This window comes from Blautia sp. AM28-27 (genome assembly GCF_003480905.1).
GTDB classification, from domain to species: domain Bacteria; phylum Bacillota; class Clostridia; order Lachnospirales; family Lachnospiraceae; genus Fusicatenibacter; species Fusicatenibacter saccharivorans.
Genome location: NZ_QUJK01000002.1, coordinates 85,130 through 105,996 on the forward strand (window position 1 = coordinate 85,130; position 20,867 = coordinate 105,996).

At 49.1% G+C, this 20,867-nt stretch carries 21 protein-coding genes and 1 tRNA gene; 18 read left to right on the forward strand and 4 right to left on the reverse strand.

The features are described from left to right. Positions 1–22: 22 nt before the first annotated feature. The 4 genes from DW743_RS04565 (at position 23) to DW743_RS04580 (ending at position 5,256) form a co-directional block, all read left to right on the forward strand. Positions 23–907 carry a metallophosphoesterase gene (locus DW743_RS04565; protein ID WP_117760630.1) on the forward strand — a complete coding sequence of 295 codons (885 nt, stop codon included), beginning with the start codon at positions 23–25 and terminating at the stop codon, positions 905–907. A 166-nt stretch (positions 908–1,073) separates the two neighbouring features. Next, complete coding sequence (locus tag DW743_RS04570; RefSeq protein WP_117760631.1) at positions 1,074–2,846, forward strand: NTP transferase domain-containing protein; 1,773 nt, start codon at positions 1,074–1,076, stop codon at positions 2,844–2,846. A gap of 12 nt (positions 2,847–2,858) precedes the next feature. Beyond that, positions 2,859–3,647, forward strand: a complete 789-nt coding sequence (locus tag DW743_RS04575; protein WP_243001878.1) for an NTP transferase domain-containing protein — start codon at positions 2,859–2,861, stop codon at positions 3,645–3,647. Positions 3,648–3,684: 37 nt separating this feature from the next. Beyond that, complete coding sequence (locus DW743_RS04580; RefSeq protein WP_022461560.1) at positions 3,685–5,256, forward strand: BCCT family transporter; 1,572 nt, start codon at positions 3,685–3,687, stop codon at positions 5,254–5,256. Positions 5,257–5,334: 78 nt separating this feature from the next. On the opposite strand, the gene DW743_RS04585 is transcribed toward DW743_RS04580, so the two are convergent. Next, positions 5,335–5,526: a hypothetical protein gene (locus DW743_RS04585; protein WP_055266438.1), complete on the reverse strand. Its 192-nt coding sequence runs from the start codon at positions 5,524–5,526 to the stop codon at positions 5,335–5,337. Further along, on the reverse strand, positions 5,526–6,656 hold the full coding sequence (locus DW743_RS04590) for a glycoside hydrolase family 27 protein (protein ID WP_117760632.1): 1,131 nt from the start codon (positions 6,654–6,656) through the stop codon (positions 5,526–5,528). Before DW743_RS04590 ends, DW743_RS04585 begins: the two co-directional genes overlap by 1 nt. Positions 6,657–6,786: 130 nt before the next feature. Here DW743_RS04590 and DW743_RS04595 point away from each other — a divergent pair, with 130 nt between their 5' ends. Further along, positions 6,787–7,590 carry an AraC family transcriptional regulator gene (locus tag DW743_RS04595; protein ID WP_117509373.1) on the forward strand — a complete coding sequence of 268 codons (804 nt, stop codon included), beginning with the start codon at positions 6,787–6,789 and terminating at the stop codon, positions 7,588–7,590. Between the two features lie 10 nt (positions 7,591–7,600). Here the strand turns inward: DW743_RS04595 and sigG are convergent, their stop codons facing one another. Next, a complete protein-coding gene (gene sigG, locus DW743_RS04600; protein WP_055220491.1) occupies positions 7,601–8,386 on the reverse strand; it encodes an RNA polymerase sporulation sigma factor SigG in 786 nt (261 codons plus the stop codon). A gap of 220 nt (positions 8,387–8,606) precedes the next feature. Here sigG and DW743_RS04605 point away from each other — a divergent pair, with 220 nt between their 5' ends. From DW743_RS04605 to DW743_RS04620, 4 genes are all read left to right on the forward strand, one after another. Beyond that, the gene (locus DW743_RS04605; RefSeq protein WP_055220692.1) at positions 8,607–9,122 is read left to right on the forward strand and encodes a transcription repressor NadR; all 516 of its coding nucleotides are present in this window, start codon (positions 8,607–8,609) and stop codon (positions 9,120–9,122) included. Between the two features lie 153 nt (positions 9,123–9,275). Further along, positions 9,276–9,349: transfer RNA gene (locus DW743_RS04610), tRNA-Arg, on the forward strand. A 200-nt stretch (positions 9,350–9,549) separates the two neighbouring features. Beyond that, on the forward strand, positions 9,550–11,052 hold the full coding sequence (locus DW743_RS04615; RefSeq protein WP_117760633.1) for an alpha-N-arabinofuranosidase: 1,503 nt from the start codon (positions 9,550–9,552) through the stop codon (positions 11,050–11,052). A 61-nt stretch (positions 11,053–11,113) separates the two neighbouring features. Then, positions 11,114–11,368 carry a DUF6171 family protein gene (locus DW743_RS04620; RefSeq protein ID WP_055220495.1) on the forward strand — a complete coding sequence of 85 codons (255 nt, stop codon included), beginning with the start codon at positions 11,114–11,116 and terminating at the stop codon, positions 11,366–11,368. Positions 11,369–11,451: 83 nt separating this feature from the next. Here DW743_RS04620 and DW743_RS04625 read toward each other — a convergent pair whose 3' ends face one another. Then, on the reverse strand, positions 11,452–12,804 hold the full coding sequence (locus DW743_RS04625) for an MATE family efflux transporter (protein WP_117760634.1): 1,353 nt from the start codon (positions 12,802–12,804) through the stop codon (positions 11,452–11,454). A gap of 184 nt (positions 12,805–12,988) precedes the next feature. Between DW743_RS04625 and DW743_RS04630 the strand changes: the two genes are divergently transcribed. The 9 genes from DW743_RS04630 (at position 12,989) to moaC (ending at position 20,867) form a co-directional block, all read left to right on the forward strand. Continuing rightward, positions 12,989–13,828 (forward strand): MerR family transcriptional regulator, encoded by an 840-nt coding sequence (locus DW743_RS04630; RefSeq protein WP_055227940.1) that lies wholly within the window; start codon positions 12,989–12,991, stop codon positions 13,826–13,828. Positions 13,829–13,976: 148 nt separating this feature from the next. Next, a complete protein-coding gene (gene rfbB / locus DW743_RS04635) occupies positions 13,977–14,999 on the forward strand; it encodes a dTDP-glucose 4,6-dehydratase (protein ID WP_117760635.1) in 1,023 nt (340 codons plus the stop codon). 59 nt (positions 15,000–15,058) lie between these two features. After that, the gene (locus DW743_RS04640) at positions 15,059–16,240 is read left to right on the forward strand and encodes a MerR family transcriptional regulator (RefSeq protein WP_117760637.1); all 1,182 of its coding nucleotides are present in this window, start codon (positions 15,059–15,061) and stop codon (positions 16,238–16,240) included. Positions 16,241–16,429: 189 nt separating this feature from the next. Continuing rightward, positions 16,430–17,158, forward strand: coding sequence for a CpsB/CapC family capsule biosynthesis tyrosine phosphatase (locus DW743_RS04645; protein ID WP_055227942.1), 729 nt, complete (start codon positions 16,430–16,432; stop codon positions 17,156–17,158). A 19-nt stretch (positions 17,159–17,177) separates the two neighbouring features. Further along, complete coding sequence (locus DW743_RS04650; protein ID WP_055228010.1) at positions 17,178–17,921, forward strand: YveK family protein; 744 nt, start codon at positions 17,178–17,180, stop codon at positions 17,919–17,921. Between the two features lie 15 nt (positions 17,922–17,936). After that, positions 17,937–18,638, forward strand: a complete 702-nt coding sequence (locus DW743_RS04655) for a polysaccharide biosynthesis tyrosine autokinase (RefSeq protein ID WP_055227943.1) — start codon at positions 17,937–17,939, stop codon at positions 18,636–18,638. A gap of 5 nt (positions 18,639–18,643) precedes the next feature. After that, on the forward strand, positions 18,644–19,378 hold the full coding sequence (locus DW743_RS04660; protein ID WP_117760639.1) for an immunoglobulin-like domain-containing protein: 735 nt from the start codon (positions 18,644–18,646) through the stop codon (positions 19,376–19,378). Positions 19,379–19,516: 138 nt separating this feature from the next. Further along, on the forward strand, positions 19,517–20,353 hold the full coding sequence (gene yqeC / locus DW743_RS04665) for a selenium cofactor biosynthesis protein YqeC (protein WP_117760641.1): 837 nt from the start codon (positions 19,517–19,519) through the stop codon (positions 20,351–20,353). 25 nt (positions 20,354–20,378) lie between these two features. After that, positions 20,379–20,867 (forward strand): cyclic pyranopterin monophosphate synthase MoaC, encoded by a 489-nt coding sequence (moaC, locus tag DW743_RS04670; RefSeq protein WP_022462471.1) that lies wholly within the window; start codon positions 20,379–20,381, stop codon positions 20,865–20,867.

Consider the following 20,867-nt stretch of genomic DNA (forward strand, 5'->3'; position numbering starts at 1 on the left):
ACGATAACGGAGGACATTATCAATGAAATGGCTACGGCAGCACAAATGGACGCTCATTATCAGCGTACTTCTATTCCTCGGAATCACAAACTGCCAAAACCTCGACCAATCAAAACACTCCCTAAGCTACTCTTCCTATCAGATCCCCTCCGACAAAATCGATACCCCAATCCGGATTTTGCAGCTGACGGATCTGCACAACAGCGAGTTTGGAGAAGACAATCAGGAGCTGATTGACCGGATAGCAAGTCAGTCTCCCGATCTGATCCTGCTCACGGGGGATCTGTTAAATTCCGGAGAGCCTGTCACAGAGATTGCTACCAATTTGATTTCTTCTCTATGCGAGATTGCTCCCGTCTATCTGTCCTTGGGAAATCATGAGATAGAATACCAGGACAATTTTGGCACAGACGTCACACAATTGTATCAGGCCGCCGGTGCAATCGTTCTGGAGCACCAATACCGGGATATCACCGTAAAAGGCCAGTCTCTTCGCATTGGCGGCATTTACGGTTACTGCCTGCCGGACAAATACCTGGAAACGGAGGAAGCTGATCTTAGCGAATGCATGTTTTTATGGGATTTTGAGAATACCGACCGTTACAAGATCCTGCTTAGTCATCTTCCGATTGCCTGGCTGAAAAATGATGCCCTGGAGGAATGGAACATGGACTGCGTGTTTTCTGGTCATCTTCACGGAGGGCAGGTCATTTTGCCTGGAATCGGCGGCGTATATGCGCCGGATATGGGCTGGTTTCCGGGACGGCTGAAGGGTGTTTTTGATTCAAAGGATGGAAAACGGCATCTGGTTTTGTCTGCGGGGCTTGGAAATACGGAGGTGATTCCGCGGTTCAACAATATTCCGGAGATTGTCTGCGTGGATCTTGTACCGGAAGGAGGATGGTGAAAAAACTTGCACATGGATTAGGGCTGCGAATGTTACGGTTCGCTGGGAACCAGTGAACCGTAACTTAATCTGGGCATATTGTTTCACAGGATCGGCTGGCAGCTTGACATGTCGCCGGTCCTGTATTATAATAACGATGTTCACGAAAATGAAAGGATAGATGTACATGAACAAACAAGAATCTGATATTTTGAACGTGATCCTGCAATACCACTGCCGGAACCAGCGTGCGCTGGCGGAGCGGTGTGGGTTTTCACTGGGAATGGTAAACCGTTCGGTGAAAGCGCTGCAGGGGCAGGGTTTTTTAACAACAGATATGGAGCTGACGGAAAAAGCCAGGCTTGAGATGGCAAAGCATCGCCCGAAAAACGCGGTGATTCTGGCTGCCGGATATGGAATGCGGATGGTGCCGATTAATATGGAAACGCCGAAAGGACTTTTGGAAGTAGAGGGGGAACCGCTGATCGAGCGGCTGATCCGTCAGCTTCATGCGGTAAAGGTGAAGGAAATTTATGTTGTCGTTGGTTTTAAAAAGGAACAGTACGATTATCTGGTTGACCGGTATGGCGTGAAGCTGGTTGTCAATATGGAGTATGCAGAGAAAAACAACCTGCATTCCCTGGCAAAGGTATTGCCGCAGCTTGGTGAAACGTATCTTATGCCGTGCGACCTCTGGTGCCGGGAAAATCCGTTTTCGGAGTATGAGTGGTATTCCTGGTATCTGGTGAGCGATGCAAAAGATCCAGACAGTACGGTTCGTGTGAGCCGGAAGTGGGAGCTTGTGCCCTCAGGCGGGGAAAAAGAAGGAAATCATATGATCGGCATCAGCTATCTGACGGATTCTGTGGCACAGTCGATGGCGCGGCGAATCGAAACGATGGTACAGGATCGCCGGTATGACCATGTTTTCTGGGAGGATGCCCTTTTTGCGGAAAACGGAATGCCGGTGCAGGCAAAGCTTGTCCCGGAAGGAGCTGTGGTGGAGATCAATACCTACGAGCAGCTGCGGGAACTGGATGAAAATTCGGATCAGCTGAAGTCGGATGCGATGGCAGAAATTGAACGGGTGCTTTCGGTTTCCGGTGAGGAGATTACGGGAATTGAGGTCCTGAAAAAGGGAATGACAAACCGTTCGTTTTTATTCCGCTGTCGCGGCGGGCGGTATATTATGAGAATTCCGGGGGAAGGCACGAGTCTTCTGATCAACCGCAGGCAGGAGGCGGCGGTATATCGGACACTGGACGGAAAGGGCATCTGCGATGAAATCGTGTCGATCAATCCGGAAAACGGCTATAAGATTACGAAATACCTGGAGGGTGCGCGTGTCTGCGATCCGGAAAACCCTGAGGATGTGCAGGCCTGTATGAAAAAGCTCCGTTCCTTCCATGAGGAGCATCTGAGCGTGGAGCATACGTTTTCGCTGTTTGACCAGATCGCATACTATGAAAGTCTGTGGGAGGGAGAACCGTCTGTTTATCGGGATTACAGCACGACGAAAGCGCATGTGCTGGAGCTTGAGGCTTATCTGGAAGCGCAGCCGAAGGTGTGGACGCTGACGCATATTGATGCGGTGCCGGACAATTTTCTGTTTGTGGAGAAAAACGGCGGAACGGAAATTCGTCTGATTGACTGGGAATATGCGGGCATGCAGGATGCACATGTGGATCTGGCGATGTTCTGCATTTACGCCATGTATGACCGTCCGCAGGTGGATGCGCTGATCGACAGTTATTTTACGGAAGGCTGTCCGCAGGAGGTGCGCACGAAAATTTATGCATACATTGCGGTGTGCGGGCTTTTATGGAGCAACTGGTGTGAGTACAAGAGCCGGTTAGGCGTGGAGTTTGGCGAGTATTCGCTGAAACAGTACCGATATGCTAAGGATTACTATAAACTTGTTAAGCAGGAGCTTGCCAAAAGCAAAGGTCAGGAAGAATAAGAGGGTGGAAGAATGAAAGCGATGGATGTGGGGCAGAGACCGGGAAGTGAAATTCAGCAGAAAAATCATGTAGAACGTGCAATTATCATGGCGGCGGGAACGGGAACGCGGATGCGGCCGGTAACGCTTACTACGCCGAAACCGCTGATCCGTGTGAAGGGTGTCCGCATGATTGATACGGTGATTCAGGCGCTGCATGAAAATGGAATTTATGAGATTTATGTAGTAGTGGGATATCGGAAAGAGCAGTTTGCGTGCCTTACCGCAGAATATAAAGGTGTGACACTGATCGAAAATCCATACTGGGATTCCTGCAATAATATTGCATCGCTCTATGTGGCGCGGGAACAGTTGGAAAATGCAATGATTCTGGATGGGGATCAGATTATATACAAAAAAGAAATTCTTGCACCGGAATTTACGCATTCTGGCTACAATGCTGTCTGGACGGACGAAAAGACGGATGAATGGCTGATGCAGGTGAAGGATGGAATCGTGTGTTCCTGTAGCCGGACCGGCGGTAAGGGCGGCTGGCAGCTCTTCAGTGTATCACGTTGGAACCGGGAGGACGGAAAGCGGCTGAAACGCCACCTGGAACTGGAATTTGAAAAAAAACAGAACCGCCAGATTTACTGGGATGATGTGGCGATGTTCTGTCATTTTGAAGAATATGAGCTTGGCATTTATCCTATGCAGGAAGGCGATCTGATTGAGATTGATGATTTCTCGGAACTCTGCGATCTGGATCCGTCTTACTGCGGATATGAGGCACAGGGGCAGGAAAAATCAGAAGAAAAATAAGCTGGATCGGGCAGTATAGCAGAAAGGAACAGAAAACATGAATACAGTTGATGAAAACAGAGTGGCGAAAAAGAAACAGAGCGGAAAAATACGGAAAAAAGGTCAGATTGACTGGATGATCACGCTGCTGCCGCTGGGACTGATTGCAGCGCTCAGCATTTTGTTTTTCCTCCTGCCGGAACAGTCCAACACAGTTCTTGCGAAGGTACGCTTCTTCTTGGGAGATACCTTTGGAGTCTATTATCTTGCAATTGGCCTTGGCGTTTTTCTGCTCTCTTTGTATCTGGCATTTTCAAAATATGGCGATATTGTGTTAGGAGAGCAGGATGAGAAACCGAAATATTCTTTTTTTGCCTGGGGATCCATGATGTTTACGTGCGGCCTTGCGGCAGACATTCTGTTTTATTCTTTTGCAGAATGGGTGATGTATGCTGCTGATCCGCAGATTGAAAAGATGGGCGGAATCCAGGAGTGGGCGGGCGTGTACCCGCTGTTTCACTGGAGTCTGATTCCGTGGGGCTTTTATCTCGTTCTCGCTGCCGCATTTGGGTTTATGCTGCACGTGCGGAAACGGAACCGGCAGCGGTATTCAGAAGCCTGCCGTCCGATTATGGGAAAACAGACGGACGGCATCGGCGGACGGCTGATTGATCTGCTGGCGGTATTTGCACTCCTTGCAGGAACGGCAACGACATTCAGCGTGGCAACGCCGCTGATGGCAAGTGCAATCAATGCATTGTTTCATATCAATCTGGACCGGAACGCAGTGACAATTGTGATTCTGCTGATTACGTGTTTTGTGTACACGTATTCGCTGCTTCACGGCTTCCGCGGAATCGGTTTTCTGGCAAAGCTCTGCATCTATCTGTTTTTCGGGCTACTGGCGTACGTGCTGCTGTTCGGCGGACAGACGCGGTATATTATCGAGACGGGATTTTCATCGCTGGGACGGATGATTCAGTATTTCCCGACGTTGGCGACCGATACCGATCCGCTGCGCGAGACGCATTTTCCGCAGAACTGGACTATTTATTACTGGGCATACTGGATGGTATGGTGCGTGGCGGCGCCATTTTTTATCGGAAGTATTTCCCGGGGAAGAACGGTGCGGCAGACAATCCTTGGCGGATATGGATTCGGCGTTGGCTCCACGATTTTAAGCTTTATCATCCTGGGAAATGAATCGATGGGGATGCAGATGGCGGGAAAAGCGGATTTTATCGCGCGGTATGCCAAAGACGGTGATCTCTATGGAATGATTATCGCCATGATCCAGAAGATCCCGTGTGCATCGCTGGTTCTTGTCGTTCTGCTGCTCACGATGATTGCCTTTTATGCGACCTCGTTTGATTCGATTGCGCTGACGGTTTCCTGCTACAGCTACCGCCGTCTGGAAGAGGGACAGCAGCCATCGAAAGCGATTCAGCTTATGTGGTGCCTTCTGCTGATTCTGCTTCCGATTGCACTGGTCTTTTCCGAAAGCTCTATGAGCAATCTGCAGTCGGTCAGTATCGTGGCAGCGTTTCCGATCGGAATGGTAATTCTTCTGATTGTGGCGGGATTCCTAAAGGATGCCGGAGCATATCTGAAAGAAATAAAGAAGAAATGATTTTTTATGCAGCATGAAAATAGAGCCGGATTTCTATTTGGCGGAAATCCGGCTGTGTGCATTTCAGACAGTGTAGGTCTATACAAACAGTGTACACCCCTGCCGCTTGAACTGTTCGATTTTTTCGTCAATGAGCTCCGGCGTTACACCGAGATGCTTAGAAAGACACTGCTTGCAGAAAAACTGTTCTGCGCCGCGGTTGATAAATTTACGGTGGGCACCGATCTCGTTATGTGTGAGTTCTTTGCCGCACTGCATACAGCGTGCCATCAGAGTTTTACGACCTTTGCACGGTATACTTTTGATGCAAACGGCTCGAGTTCTGTGACAAGGGATGCATTGTTTGCACACAGGTTCTCGCAGGTCCAGACCTCAGTAAGTTCCAGAGTACGGCCGGTGGAGAACGGAAGGCCGATTTCATCGAGATTCATGGCTGCACGTGATTTTTCATCACTGAGATTGAACATACCGATGGCGAGATCTCCGTCTGCGAGTGCCTTCACATAGATCAGAACCTTGTCATTCCATGCATGGTTTTTCACTTTATACGGCTGACGGCAGAGCGGATCCTGGTTGATGCGGATCATTTCGTCATTCATGAGAATGCGGCGGGTTTCGTCGCTCATCTCGCGGATGTCGCAGCCGATCATCAGCGGGGAGCCAAGGAATGCCCACAGTGCATAGTGTGTCTGATACTGGACATCGCTGCAGCCGGCCAGTCCAACATTTCCTTTTCCATGCATGCCGACGATCAGCATGTCCATATCGTTGAAGCAGCCGACGCCGTTGTACGGATGCAGTTTTTCCTGCTGTGCCACGAGATCTTTGACAGAATCCCAGGTATCAAAGATGTCGCCGGTGGAACGCCACATGGAAGCGCCGGTTTCTTTGATCCACTCATGCGTTTCATCAGCACCCCAGGAGCAGGCAGAGAAGAGAATGTCGCGGCCGCAGTTCTCGAGTGCCAGTCCCATGCGGCGGTACAGATATTTTCCGTGCAGGATCGGGCTGTGGTAGCAGTAGTCGTATTTTAAGAAATCAACATCCCAGGATGCGAAAGTTTCCGCATCGACAAATTCGTGCTCATAGCTGCCAGGGTAGCCGGCACACGTCATGTTTCCGGCGCAGGAATACATACCGAATTTCAGCCCTTTGGAATGAACGTAATCGGCAACGGCTTTCATACCATGCGGAAATTTTTCCGGATCCGGCAAAAGATGGCCGTTTTCATCGCGTTCACGTAAAGACCAGCAGTCGTCGATGACAAGATATTCGTATCCTTTATCGCGCAGGCCGCTCTCGGCCATGACATCAGCAGTTTCAAAAATCATTTTTTCATTGATATTTTCTCCGAAGGTGTTCCAGGAATTCCAGCCCATCGGCGGTGTAAGTTTGATCATAGTATTGACCTCCCGTAAGTTTTGATGTACTTTGAGTATAGATGGATTTCCAGAGCAAAACCATGGAATTTTAAGACAAAAGCATGGATTTTTGCTTCATAAAGAATAAAATACGGGAAAAGGAAAGAATATGCTTGTATCAGAAATGAACGGGATCCGGCCTGTCGATGCCGGGCGGCAGGACTGCCATGATCTGCATTCCTGGGGGCCGGGTGTACGGCAGTGCTATATTATACATTATATTATAAGCGGAAAGGGAACGTTTACCTGCGGGAAAAAGACGTACACACTTACCGCCGGACAGAGCTTTTTAATCTGTCCAGAGCAGGTGGTGCAGTATGCGCCGGATGAGAACGAGCCGTGGGAATATGTGTGGGTTGATTTTGTCGGGGAACAATGCCGGCAGATTCTGGCACGGTCGGTACTGAACCCACAGCAGCCGGCGGCGCCGCCTCTCCGTCAGGAAAGGCTTCTGCCGTATTTTGAGCGTCTCTGCCAGATGGAACTCTATCGCCGGAACAGCCAGGAGGCCGTCGGTGTGCTGCTTGCGCTTCTGGGCGTGTACCAGGATCTGGCGGAGCCGCAGCGGGAGGAGAGAAAGAAGGAGGATCCGCGGATTATGGAAGCGATGGCTCTGATTGCCGCAGGGTATCACAGGAGTGAGTTCTGCGCGGAGACAATTGCGCGGAAAATGGCGGTCAGCCGCACAACGCTGAACCGTCTGTTTCAGAAGAAAATCGGCTGGTCACCAGGACAGTATCTGCTGGAATATCGGCTGCAGCAGTCAGAAAAGCTGCTGCAGATGGGGATGACGGTCAAACAGACGGCGCTGTCGTGCGGATTTGAAGATCCCTTTTACTATTCCCGTGTGTTCCGGAAACACTATGGAATGCCGCCGTCGGATTACCGGCTGGAGTTTGCAGAAATTCAGTGAACGGCGGGCGTTACCGCTCGTCGGAGAGATAATTCCGCATAGAGCGCAGGGCGGACTTTTCCAGCCGGCTGACCTGCGCCTGCGAGATGCCGATTTCCCGGGCAACCTCCATCTGGGTCTGCCCCTCATAGAAACGCATGCGGATGATCTGGCGTTCGCGCTCATTGAGACGGGCGACCGCGTCCTGCAGGGCGAGGTTCTGCACCCAGTTTTCTTCTTTATTTTTCTTATCACTTAACTGATCCATGACATACAGGGTATCGCCGCCTTCCGTGTAGACGGGCTCATACAGACTCATTGGGCTTTGGATTGCATCGAGGGCATAGACGATATCCTCTTTTCCAATGCCGATTTCAGCGGCGATTTCCTCGATCGAAGGCTCTTTCTGGTTCTGCTTGAGATAAAGTTCGCGGGCGCAGATGGCGCGGTAGGCAGTATCCCTGAGGGAACGGCTGACGCGGATCGCATTGTTGTCACGCAGATACCGCCGGATTTCACCGATGATCATCGGCACGGCATAGGTGGAGAAACGGACGTTTAAGGTCGTGTCGAAGTTATCAATCGCCTTAATCAGGCCGATACAGCCGATCTGAAAGAGATCGTCGGCGTTTTCACTGCTGTTGGAGAAGCGCTTGATCACGCTTAAGACAAGGCGCAGATTGCCCTGAATGTAGCGTTCGCGGGCAGCAGCATCTCCTTCGCGGGCCTTTTTCAGCAGAGTCTCTTTTTCTTCGGCATTCAGTACGGGAAGGCGTGATGTATTGACTCCGCACAGTTCAACTTTATTGATCGCCATGGTATGCATCCTCCTGAAACATGGAACGTATGGTTACCGTTCGTTACTGTTATACGTTCATGATTGGCAGTTGGCGGGACGAATATACGAGAGCCCGGAAAATTTCATAAAGTTTTAGTCCTTGACAAAGCTTTTGGAAAATGATTTCCTGCTATTGTAGAAACGGCGGAAAGTGTGATAAGATAAGGGAAGTGTACGAAATGCGAGGTCTTGTTTTATGATGAGTGGAAAGGAACGAAGAGAAGAGATTCTTCAAAGAATAACAAACAGTAAGACGCCGGTCTCCGGTGCAGCGCTGGCAAAGAGCTGTGAAGTCAGCCGTCAGGTGATTGTCCAGGACATTGCCCTGATCCGCGCTGCCGGATACGATGTGATTGCGACAAACCGCGGCTACATCTGCAGCAGCCCGGTGAGAGAGACGCGGGTCTTTGAGGTGAATCACACGGATGAGCAGATGCAGGACGAGCTGAATACAATTGTGGATTTCGGCGGCGTTGTGCTGGATGTGATTGTGCGTCACGAGGTTTACGGAGAACTGCGGGCGGAACTTAATATCAGTTCACGAAATAAGGTGGCACTGTTTATGGAAGAAATCCGGCAGGGAAAATCACGGCCGCTGAAGAATATCACATCAGGGGAACATTTTCATACCGTATCGGCAGACTCTGCGCAGACCCTGGATCTGATTGAAGAGGAACTGCGAAAGAAAGACTACCTGGTGCGGACTGTGAAATAGGGGAAAAAGCCCTTATTTTCACAAAAAACTGTTATTCGAAAAAATTTTAAATTTTTTTCAAAAAGGTGTTGACTTTTCTCTTAGGATAGTGTAATATACATGATGTCAGCGGGAACGAGTGATAAACAAAGAGTTCTAAAGCGACAAAGAAATGTGCGTTTAGCTCAGCTGGATAGAGCGTTTGGCTACGGACCAAAAGGTCGGGGGTTCGAATCCTCTAACGCACGGACGGTAACCGTCCTGGTGAAAACCAGGGCGGTTTTTTCGTATGCAGAATGAAAAATAAAACAAGCGGCCTTTTGGTCAGCAGCCAGACGGCCGCACTTTTTGAAAAAATCATGGGGAAACAACTTGTACGCTCATTGACACAAGTGAGATACATCTCCTATAATAAAGCCAAATTTAAGATCTCGAAAGGGGACAAGTTATGGCTAAGTTAGTAATTGATGCGAACAGAAAGCTTTCAAAAATCAATAAGGAAATCCAGGGACAGTTTTCGGAGCATCTGGGAAGATGTATTTATGAAGGACTCTATGTAGGAGAAAATTCCGATATTCCGAACGTGAACGGAATGCGTACCGATGTTGTTGAAGCACTGAAAAATATCAAAGTTCCGGTACTGCGCTGGCCGGGCGGATGTTTTGCAGATGAATATCACTGGAAAGACGGTATCGGACCGAAAGAAAGCCGCAAAAAAATGATCAACACCAACTGGGGCGGTGTTGTCGAGGACAACAGCTTCGGTACCCACGAGTTTTTTGAACTCTGCCGTCAGATCGGATGTGAAACCTATATCAACGGAAATATGGGAAGCGGTACTGTACAGGAGATGTCGGAGTGGGTTGAATATATGACATTTGACGGTGTATCTCCGATGGCAGACCTTCGTGCGGAAAATGGGCACGAAAAGCCATGGACCGTCGATTTCTTCGGCGTCGGCAATGAGAACTGGGGCTGCGGCGGAAATATGAATCCGGAATTCTACGGAAATATGTACCGCAGATATCAGACCTTTGTGCGTGATTACGATGGAAACAAAAAGATCCGGAAGATTGCCTGCGGCGCCAATGCGGATGATTATGAGTGGACGCAGGAAGTGATGAAAGCATGCTTCCGCAGAACCTCCCCACAGCAGCATGGCATGATGGATGGCCTGTCGCTTCATTACTATACGGTGCCGGAAACCTGGGATCACAAGGGAAGTGCAACGGAGTTTGCGGAAAAAGACTGGTATAAGACCATGAAAAAGACGATGTATATGGAAGAGCTGATCCGTCGCCACAGCGCCATTATGGATCAGTATGACCCGGACAAAAAGGTCGGCATGATCGTGGATGAGTGGGGTACCTGGTATGATGTGGAGCCTGGAACGAATCCGGGATTTCTGTATCAGCAGAATACCATGCGTGACGCACTGGTCGCAGGGATCAACCTGAATCTTTTCAACAAACACAGCGACCGCGTCAAGATGGCAAATATCGCACAGATGGTCAATGTTCTGCAGTCGATGATCCTGACCGAGGGGGAAAAGATGGTCAAAACTCCGACGTATCATGTTTTCGATCTGTATCAGGTACATCAGGAAAATGATCTTCTGGCAAGCTCTCTGGAAACGGAGCAGGTTGGTCTGGAAGATGAATACATGGTTCCGAATCTGACGGAATCTGTTTCGGTAGATGCCAACGGTGTACTTCATATTACGATGACGAATGTGGATCTGGAGAAAGCATATCCGGTAGAGGCGGTACTTCTTGGAAAAGAAGCCGGCGAGATCAAAGCCGAGATCGTAACCGGCCATATGCAGGATAAAAACACCTTTGAAGCGCCGGAGACGGTTGGCGTTCAGGGCTTTGACGGTGTGCAGGCAACAAAAGAGGGAATTTCCTTTACCATTCCGGCGTGCAGTGTGCTTCATATCGCCGTAAAATAGGGAAACCATAAAAACCAGAAGATATCTGGGATGAAAAAAGATTCGGTTCCGGAGGAGTTTGATGGACGGAAATACCAGGATCTGTAAAAAATGCCTGCTTCGTGAGATGGACGAGGCAGGCTTTTTTCAGAATATGTATGATTATATTGCAAGAATTCCGGCGGACGATAAAACGCCGGAGGAGGAATACGAGCGGCGGCTTTCCATCTGTAAGGAGTGTGAAAAGCTGCTGTCCGGCATGTGCCGCATGTGCGGCTGCTACGTGGAGATGCGGGCAGCGATTGCACTGCGGGACTGCCCGGGGAAAAAGTGGTAGCAAAAGAGAAACCCCGCACAGCGGATCCTGTGAAAACAACGGATCCCTGTGCGGGGTTTTGAGAATCAGCGAAGTCGGTAAGATCAGTTGGGACTTGTTTGCGTCTCCGTTGCGACTTTCGGATCCTTGAAATAGCGGGACAGCTTCGGCACGGAGATGAACAGCGTCAGAAATTCGGCGACCGGAATCGACAGCCACACACCGTTGGTGCCAAGCACGAGCGGCAGAAGCAGCGCGGAGAGAACGATAAAGACGAAGGTTCGCAAAAAAGAAATCAAAGCAGAGGTCTTTCCGTCTGACAGTGCCGTAAAAATGCCGGAGGCGACGATATTCGTACCGCAGAACAGGTAAGCGATGGAGAACAGATATCCGCCGTGGCGTGTCAGTTCAAAGCCGTACGTGCCTTTCTGCATGAAAACGGCGGAAATGACCGGAGAGCCGAAGGCGGCCACAAGTGCGATGATCACAGAGCTTACCACAACGAAGCGGATACTGATGCGGTAAAGCCGGATCAGCCGCTGTTTGTTCCGGCTGCCGTAGTTGAAGCTGAACACAGGTGCAACGCCGATACTGTAGCCGAGGTACAGCGCAACAAAGAGAAACTGTCCGTACAGAATCGCCGTGATGGCGGCAACACCGATTTCGCCCTCAAATTTCAGCATCAGCATGTTGAAAAGGTAAGTGACAACGGCTGCGGAAAGATTGCTGACCATCTCGGAGGAACCGTTGAAGCAGCTTGTGGAGAGCAGGCCTTTGGAAAACTCCGGCCGGGTGAAACGAAGGCCTTTTCGGGCAAAGGTAAAGTATAAAATACCGGCAACGGCCGGGATACACTGGCCAAGGCCGGTGGCAAGGGCCGCTCCCGCAACACCGAGATGGAGCGGAACGACAAACAGATAGTCCAGAATCATGTTGGTAATGCCGGCGGACACCGTAAGGGAAAGTCCGAGTCCCGGGCGTCCTGCCGTTACAAAGAAGGACTGGAACAGCGCCTGGAGAAGACAGACAGGGGCAAAGGAAAGGATCGTCCGCAGATAGGCGATACCGTAATCCATCAGCACCGGCGTTGCACCAAGCAGACTGCAGATCTGGCGGCAAAACAGGTTGCCGAGCGCTGCGCCCAGAATACCGATGATCAGTGTGGTAAGGGTAAGGGCAGAAAAGTTACGGTTGGCTTCCTCCAGTTTTCCCTGTCCGATCTTTGCGGCGACAACGGCGCTGCCTCCGGTACCGAACATGATGCCGACGGCAAGAAGGATGCTGACGGCAGGATAGACGATATTGGCGGCGGAAAGCGCCATGCTGTCCACGTACTGTGCGATGAAAAAGCCATCCACAATACTGTAGAGAGACATAAAGATCATCATGATGATCGATGGAAACGCAAACTTCAGCAGAGAGCGGAAGTTGAAATCCTTGGCGAGTGACTGGCTCATAATCAAAAACCTCCTTTTTATGTGTGAAAAGCCTTTTTCAGACACGCTTTAGATGGGAAAGATTTCTTGTGAAAATTTGAATCGTTTGCTATTATAAAGGATAGGGTAACCCTATAGTCAAGTGCAAAAAAGGTGAAAAACAGGAAAAATTCCGAGAGCACATATTCAGGAAAAGGAGTCAGAAATGGGAAAACAGGAGTATTTAAGCGCGGGGCGATTTGCAGCGCTGGTAGGCACGACAAAGGAAACGCTCTTCCATTATGATGAGATTGGGCTGTTCGTACCAAAAAGAAGAGGGACAAACGGCTACCGGTATTATGCGATGGATCAGATGGAAACGTTTGATGTGATCGGAATGCTGCGGGAGCTGGGCATGCCGCTGGCAGAGATTCGAAATTATCTGGAACAGCGGAGTCCTGAAAAATTCGGAGTACTGCTGGAACAGGAGGAGAAGGTGGTGCGCGAAAAAATGCAGCGGCTCCGCGAGATGCAGCGCTGGATTGGGGAAAAGAAGCGGTTTCTGGCACAGGCATCGGCGGAATGCCGTGAGGCGTTTGAAAAAGATCCCTTCTGTCCTGTGGGGATCCATACCCTTCCATTGCAGTATCTTGTCACAAACCACAGCGAGTCAGCGGATAATCTGGCAGTCAATCAGAAAATCGGAGAGCTCTATGCTTACTGCGGGCAATACGGAAATCGAAGTTCGTATAATGTGGGGTTTGTTCAGAAACGGGAAACACTGGAAACGGGGAATTTTCTGGATTACCGTGATTTCTATCTGATTTTTGATCGTGTGCCGGCGAAAGTGCGATACACGGTTCGGCCGGAGGGAGAGTATCTTTGCTATTATTATAAAGGACCATGGCAGGGAATTGAAGCGGCGTACCGGAAGCTGTTCCGATATGCCACGGAACAGAAATTTTTGCTGGATGACCGCTTTTATGAGGAATATATGGTGGACGCGCTGACCAGTCAGGAAATGGAACAGTATATTACGAGAATCGCCGTAAAAATTTTAAGATAGACAGGTAGGAGGGGAAAAAACAAGATTTTCACAAACTTTTTTCATTCTCCTCTTGACCATGACGCAACGTCACCCATTATAGTGAGGGTACAACAAGTTGAATTGACATAAAACTGAGACGATAAACACACCAAAAAGGAGAAAAAGCATGAAAGTATTAGTAACAGGCGGAGCCGGATTTATCGGCGGAAACTTCGTACATCACATGGTAAACAAATACCCGGATTATCAGATCGTAAACCTGGACCTGCTGACCTATGCGGGAAACCTGGAGACTCTGAAACCGGTTGAGGACAAACCGAACTACAAATTTGTAAAAGGTGATATCGCAGACGAAGCTTTCATCATGGATCTGTTTGAAAAAGAGAAATTTGACGTTGTTGTCAACTTCGCAGCAGAGAGCCATGTAGACCGTTCCATCGAGGATCCTGGCATCTTTGTTCAGACCAACGTAATGGGAACCCGTGTACTGCTGGATGCTTCCAGAAAATTCGGCGTAAAGAGATATCATCAGGTATCTACCGATGAAGTTTATGGAGACCTTCCGCTGGATCGCCCGGACCTGTTCTTTACAGAGAATACCCCGATCCACACCTCCAGCCCGTACTCTGCATCCAAAGCAAGCGCAGACCTGTTTGTACTGGCTTACCACAGAACCTTCGGTACCCCGGTTACCGTTTCCAGATGCTCCAACAACTACGGCCCGTATCACTTCCCGGAAAAGCTGATTCCGCTTATGATCAGCCGCGCACTGGCAGACGAAGAGCTTCCGGTATACGGAAACGGTGAGAATGTCAGAGACTGGCTGCACGTATCCGACCATTGTGAAGCAATCGACCTGATTATCCATAAAGGTAAAGTAGGCGAGGTTTACAACATTGGCGGACACAACGAGAGAACAAACCTTCAGGTAGTACAGACCATCCTGAAAGCTCTGGACAAACCGGAATCTCTGATCAAATACGTAAAAGACCGCCCGGGCCATGACAGAAGATATGCAATCGACCCGACCAAGATCGAGATTGAGCTTGGATGGAAACCAAAATACAACTTCGATACCGGAATTGCACAGACAATTCAGTGGTATCTGGACAATGAAGACTGGTGGAAACACATCATCAGCGGTGAGTATCAGAACTACTTCGCTGAGATGTACAAAGACCGTCTGTAAGAGAGAAAAGTGAAATGCAAAGGCCGCAAAAAAGCGGCTTTTGCGAAGGAGTGGTGGATATGGATCAATATTATACCACTGGTGAATTTGCCCGGATGGCCCATGTGACCATTCGGACAATTCGCTATTACGACAAAAAAGGGCTGCTGAAGCCGAGCTTTATTAACGAATCCGGTTATCGGATGTATTCGGATGAGGATTTTCTGAAGCTGCAGAAAATTTTATCGCTGAAATATCTCGGATTTTCGCTGAATGAGATCGGAAATATGACGATTCACGATACGAGCGCGGATATTCTGAAGTCATTGAAAATGCAGATCGGACTTGTGCACAAGAAAATGGAAAATCTGGAGCAGATGGAAAAGGCACTGCAGAATACGACACAGATTCTGGAGGAGACGAACCAGATTGACTGGACCGGTATTCTGAACCTGATTCATCTGACCGATATGGAAAAGATGCTGGTGGAGCAGTACAAAAACGGGGAAAACCTGAATATCCGTATTTCGCTGCACGAGCAGTATTCCCAAAATAAAAAGGGATGGTTTCCATGGCTTCTGGATCAAATGGATTTTGACGGTGCGCGCCGGATTCTGGAGATCGGCTGCGGAAACGGGCAGCTCTGGAAAAAAGCGGAGCCATCCGTGCTGAAAGGAAAGTATATCTGTCTGTCTGACCTGTCGGACGGCATGATCCGGGATGCGGCAGAAAATCTGGGAGAAGAAAAGGCATCCTGTTTTGATTTCCGGACACTGGACTGCCAGAAGCTTCCGTTTCCGGATGCGGAATACGACCGGATTATTGCAAATCATGTTTTGTTCTATGTCCAGAATCTGTCCCGCGGTCTGCAGGAAATCAGCCGTGTGCTTTCAGATGACGGCGTGTTCTACTGCAGTACATATGGAAAAGGCCATATGAAAGAGATTACCGATCTGGTACAGGAGTTTGATCCGCAGATCAATCTTTCGGAGGTGGCGCTGTATACTATTTTTGGTCTGGATCACGGAGAAAAGCAGTTAAAGCCTTATTTTGGCAGCGTAGAGAAAAGAATCTACGAGGACAGTCTCTGGGTCGACCGGCCGGAGCCGCTTCTGGACTATATCCTTTCCTGCCATGGAAATCAGAATGAGTATCTGTATCCGAGACAGCGGGAATTCAAAGAATTTCTGGAAAAGAAAATTCAGAAACACGGCGGAATTGCGATCACAAAAGAGGCAGGGGTTTTCATCTGCAGAAAATAACGGGAGAGGCCGACATGAAAATGGAGGTCTCTTTTTTATCCCTCATTTTAGGCAAGTTTGACAAAAATGTTAAAAAATAAATACAGAGTATGTTTTTTGTATTGCCAGAGATCACAAAAGGATGTATACTAAAGTAGAATGTCTAAGTATGCGTGACTTGAAGAAAGAACACAAAAAGAGGGATAAGGTATGAAGGAATTATTTGATGTACACTGCCATATGGTCCCGGGGGTAGACGACGGTGCAGCTGACCTGGAAGAGTCGCTGGCGATGCTGAAAATGCAGCACGAGGACGGGGTCAGGAAGATTATCATCACACCGCATTATCGGCGGCGGATGTTTGAAACACCGGCAAAAAAGGTACATGAGCAGTTTCTGAAACTGCAGGAAGCGGCAAAAAAGGAATATCCGGATATGTCGCTTTATCTCGGGTGTGAACTTCACTCGAACATGGATCTTCAGGATATCCTGGAAAAACGGAAATATGTGACCATGGCCGGTTCATCCTATGTTCTGTTGGAATTTTCCGAGGGAGATTCCGCACAGCATATCCGTGAGAGAGTCTACAATGTACTGTCCTGCGGTTATGAACCGATTATCGCGCATGTGGAGCGCTATCAGGCAACGGTAAAGAGCGTCGGATTTTCCAGCGATCTGGTGGATATGGGCGCAAGACTGCAGGTGAATGTGGAAAGTATACTTGGAAAGTATACGTGGGGGGCAAAACGCTACTGCAGAAAACTGATGAAGGAAGATCTGCTCGGTTTTGTCGGCAGCGATTCCCACAACACAAAAACACGTATTCCCAACATAGGAGCAGGCGCTGCCTATGTTTCAAAAAAAATGGGAGAGGCATATGCCGAAAGGATTTTCCACGATAATCCGATGGAAATCTTAAGGGATGCCGGAGAAATCTAAAAAAAGTCAGGAGAAGAAGATGGAAACGAATCAACAGAATCAGGATGAAATTGAAATCGATTTACTGGAACTGCTTCGTGTGCTCTGGAGCAAAATTGGCTATGTGATTTTAGCTGCATTGGCACTTGGCCTTCTGATGGTACTGGTCAGCAAAGTATTTATGAAGCCGCAGTATGAATCGACGACAAAAATGTATGTACTGTCAAAACAGGACAGCAGCAGTACTGTAACAAGTGGAGATCTGCAGGCAAGTTCTCTTTTAACCAAAGACTATGCGGAGCTGATTCAGAGCCGTCAGGTTGTTGAAACCGTTATTGCACAGTTAAATCTGGATCTTACCTATGAGGAGTTTTTGAACAAAATTACTGTTACTACACAGAACGATACGCGTATCCTTTCGATTACAGTAAAAGACGAAGATCCGTATGTAGCAAGCCAGATGGCGGATGCAATCCGTGTAGCAGCATCAGATCATATTCAGAACGTTATGAACACAGAAGCTGTAAATGTGGTAGATGAGGCGAATATTCCAGATGAGCCGGTAAGCCCAAGTATTAAGAAAAACGGGCTGATCGGTGCAATAGCAGGTGCATTTATCGCGATTGTCATCATCATTATTGTTTATCTGACAAATGACACCATCCAGACCTCCGAAGATGTAGAACGTTATCTGGGTGTCAGTACACTCGGCATAATTCCTCTTGCAGAAGGACAGAAAAAGAGCAAGAAGAAAAACAAAAACGGCCGTGGAAGAAAGAAATAAGGGAGGATACGGAACGTGAATCAGGTAGTAGTAAAACAGGAAAAATCAGGCTATCAGATTGTGGAAGCCTACAAATCTCTTCGGACCAACCTTCAGTTCTGCGGAGAAGATAAGAAAGTAATCGCGGTTACAAGCTGTACACCAAATGAGGGAAAGAGCAGTGTTTCTATGCAGCTCGGCATTTCTCTTGCAGAGAGCGGAAAAAGAGTGATTTTGATCGATGCCGATCTTCGGAAATCGGTTCTTCTTGGAAGAACGAAAACACAGAAATCTGTTCGCGGACTGGCACACTTCCTGTCCGGTCAGGCAACTCTGGAGGATGTCATCTGTTCTACCAATGTAAAGAACTTTTACATGATTTATTCCGGCCCGTTTCCGCCGAATCCGGCAGAGCTTCTGGGGGGAAAGAACTTCCGAAGTCTTTTAAATGCACTTCGTAAAGTTTACGATTATGTGATTGTGGATACTCCTCCGCTTGGAAGCGTTATCGACAGTGCAATCGTTGCAGAAATCTGTGATGGTTCAATCATGGTCATTGAGTCCGGTGTGATCAGCTATCGTTTTGCACAGGAAGTAAAGAGCCAGCTCGAGAGAAGTAACTGCCCGCTGCTTGGCGTTGTCCTGAACAAGGTGGATATGCAGAAACAGGCGTATGGTAAATACGGAAAATACGGTCAGTACAAATATGGAGATTACGGCCAGGAGGAGGACGATTAACTGCCATGAAAAAAGGGATTGTTGCAGGTTTGATTGTCCTGTGCGTGGCGCTAGGAGCCGGTACAGCAGCTGTCGTAGTGACGGACGACCGAAAAGGCCCGGAAATCGAGCTTCCAGCTGATGGGGATGTAACGTATGAGGAAGGCAGTGATACAGCGCCTTTGCTGGAAGGCGTTACTGCAACGGATGAGAAAGACGGAGATGTGACAGATTCGCTGATGATTGAAAACATTTTCCCGAACGATGACCATACCAGTGCATCGGTTGTCTATGCGGCAAAGGACAGTCACAATAATGTATCAAAAGCAACACGCCGCGTGAATTATAAAGCTGCAGCGGAAGATACCCCGGCGGAAAATGAGGCTACGCAGGAAACGGATAACAGTGGGGCGGCAGATGAGTCTGCACCGGCAACAGAGGAGCCGCAGCAGAATGACACAGAGGGCACAAAAAATGAGACAGATGCGCAGATGGAAATCGAAGCACTGCCGGCGGAAAGCCCAAAACTGTACCTGAATACGTATGAAGTAACAGTGGAAGCCGGAAACGATCTGGACAAAACCAGCTATATCAAAGAGATGACCGATGATGCAGACAGCCAGGAGTCACTCTTTAACCAGATTGAGATCGACGGCGATGTGGATACTGCAGTGCCGGGAGATTACACGCTGACGTATCATGTGACGGACAGCGATGGAAACAGATCAAATGCAGCGGTGCTTACCGTACACGTTCAGTAAGAATAGAAGAACTGCTCTGATGGGGATGCCCGATCGGGGCAGTTCTTTTTTCAAGTTTTTACGGCGCGAGTAAAATTTGACAGCCCAAAATGAGTATGGTAGAGTGAGAAAGAAAGACGGCAGAAGGGGGCAGAGGAGATGCTTCGAATCTGGCAGAAAACAGAAAAACAGAAGCTGGAGCCGGTAGGAATGGGAACGGCGTTCCCCTTTTTAAAGGAAAAGAACTATGTAGTTTCTATCATCGGCGGCGGCGGAAAAACGACGCTGCTGTACGAGATGGCAGGCTTTTGCGTAAAAAACGATCAGAAGGTACTGGTGACAACTTCGACGCACATTTACCGTCCGCCGAAGGAATGGCATGACCAGAGTCTGGAAGCGGTCGAAAGAAAATTTCGCACAGGCCGCGCAGCGATTATCGGGAGTGCCTGCCGGGATACGGAAAAGCTTTCCATGCCGGAAACGGAACTATTTGAAGCGGCACGCAAAAAGGCCGATCTGACGCTGATCGAGGCGGACGGCGCGAGGCACCTGCCGTGCAAGGCACCGGCGGAACATGAACCGGCGCTGCTTTCCTCTTCAGATCTTGTGATTGGTGTGACAGGTCTTTCGGCACTGGGACAGCCGCTTGGCAAGGGCTGCTTTCGGGCAGAACGGGCGGCGGAACTGCTTGGCTGTACGATGGAACACCATATCACGGAAGAAGATCTGGCACGGCTGATCGCATCGGAACAGGGACAGCAGAAGGATTTGAAAGGCAGAACGTTTTATGCGGTACTGCACCAGTATGAGGAAAAAGAACACCGGGCGGCCGCAGAGAAACTTGTGGAGCTGCTGCGCAGGCAGGGGATCGAGCATGTTCTGGTTACGTGCGCGACAGGAAACAGAAGACAAAGCGGTGAGAACACGAATCCCTGGTATGGGAGAGCAGAGCTTCCCGTGCGTGAAGCGGAAGAAGAGTGGGAACCCGGAGAATAAAACGGAAATAGAATGGAGGAGACAGATGGCGGAATTTACCCATTTTAAGAAAGACGGCAGCGCCGTCATGGTTGATGTCCATGAGAAGCCGGACACGTACCGGGCAGCATCGGCGACGGGAACCATACAGGTAAGCCCGGAGGTATTTGCAGCCGTGCGGGATCATACGGCAAAAAAAGGCGATGTGCTCGGCGTTGCACGGCTGGCAGGCATCATGGGGGCGAAGAAGAATGCGGAGTTGATTCCGCTGTGCCACATTGTGCCGCTGACGAACTGCGAAGTGACATTTACCACGGACGAGAATACAAATTCTATTACGGCCGTGTGCACCACATCATGTGTCGGAAAGACCGGCGTGGAGATGGAGGCGCTGACTGGCGTTTCCACAGCGCTGCTCACGATCTACGATATGTGCAAGGCGATGGACCGCGGCATGGTGATTCGTGATATCCACATTCTGGAAAAGGACGGCGGAAAGAGCGGTCATTATATCTATCAGAAAGAGGAAAAATAA

Coding starts and splice junctions, on each gene's coding strand:
- DW743_RS04565 (WP_117760630.1), top strand. CDS start 23: ATGAAATGGCTACGGCAGCACAAATGGACGCTCATTATCAGCGTACTT.
- DW743_RS04570 (WP_117760631.1), top strand. CDS start 1,074: ATGAACAAACAAGAATCTGATATTTTGAACGTGATCCTGCAATACCAC.
- DW743_RS04575 (WP_243001878.1), top strand. CDS start 2,859: ATGAAAGCGATGGATGTGGGGCAGAGACCGGGAAGTGAAATTCAGCAG.
- DW743_RS04580 (WP_022461560.1), top strand. CDS start 3,685: ATGAATACAGTTGATGAAAACAGAGTGGCGAAAAAGAAACAGAGCGGA.
- DW743_RS04585 (WP_055266438.1), bottom strand. CDS start 5,526: ATGGCACGCTGTATGCAGTGCGGCAAAGAACTCACACATAACGAGATC.
- DW743_RS04590 (WP_117760632.1), bottom strand. CDS start 6,656: ATGATCAAACTTACACCGCCGATGGGCTGGAATTCCTGGAACACCTTC.
- DW743_RS04595 (WP_117509373.1), top strand. CDS start 6,787: ATGCTTGTATCAGAAATGAACGGGATCCGGCCTGTCGATGCCGGGCGG.
- sigG (WP_055220491.1), bottom strand. CDS start 8,386: ATGGCGATCAATAAAGTTGAACTGTGCGGAGTCAATACATCACGCCTT.
- DW743_RS04605 (WP_055220692.1), top strand. CDS start 8,607: ATGAGTGGAAAGGAACGAAGAGAAGAGATTCTTCAAAGAATAACAAAC.
- DW743_RS04615 (WP_117760633.1), top strand. CDS start 9,550: ATGGCTAAGTTAGTAATTGATGCGAACAGAAAGCTTTCAAAAATCAAT.
- DW743_RS04620 (WP_055220495.1), top strand. CDS start 11,114: ATGGACGGAAATACCAGGATCTGTAAAAAATGCCTGCTTCGTGAGATG.
- DW743_RS04625 (WP_117760634.1), bottom strand. CDS start 12,804: ATGAGCCAGTCACTCGCCAAGGATTTCAACTTCCGCTCTCTGCTGAAG.
- DW743_RS04630 (WP_055227940.1), top strand. CDS start 12,989: ATGGGAAAACAGGAGTATTTAAGCGCGGGGCGATTTGCAGCGCTGGTA.
- rfbB (WP_117760635.1), top strand. CDS start 13,977: ATGAAAGTATTAGTAACAGGCGGAGCCGGATTTATCGGCGGAAACTTC.
- DW743_RS04640 (WP_117760637.1), top strand. CDS start 15,059: ATGGATCAATATTATACCACTGGTGAATTTGCCCGGATGGCCCATGTG.
- DW743_RS04645 (WP_055227942.1), top strand. CDS start 16,430: ATGAAGGAATTATTTGATGTACACTGCCATATGGTCCCGGGGGTAGAC.
- DW743_RS04650 (WP_055228010.1), top strand. CDS start 17,178: ATGGAAACGAATCAACAGAATCAGGATGAAATTGAAATCGATTTACTG.
- DW743_RS04660 (WP_117760639.1), top strand. CDS start 18,644: ATGAAAAAAGGGATTGTTGCAGGTTTGATTGTCCTGTGCGTGGCGCTA.
- yqeC (WP_117760641.1), top strand. CDS start 19,517: ATGCTTCGAATCTGGCAGAAAACAGAAAAACAGAAGCTGGAGCCGGTA.
- moaC (WP_022462471.1), top strand. CDS start 20,379: ATGGCGGAATTTACCCATTTTAAGAAAGACGGCAGCGCCGTCATGGTT.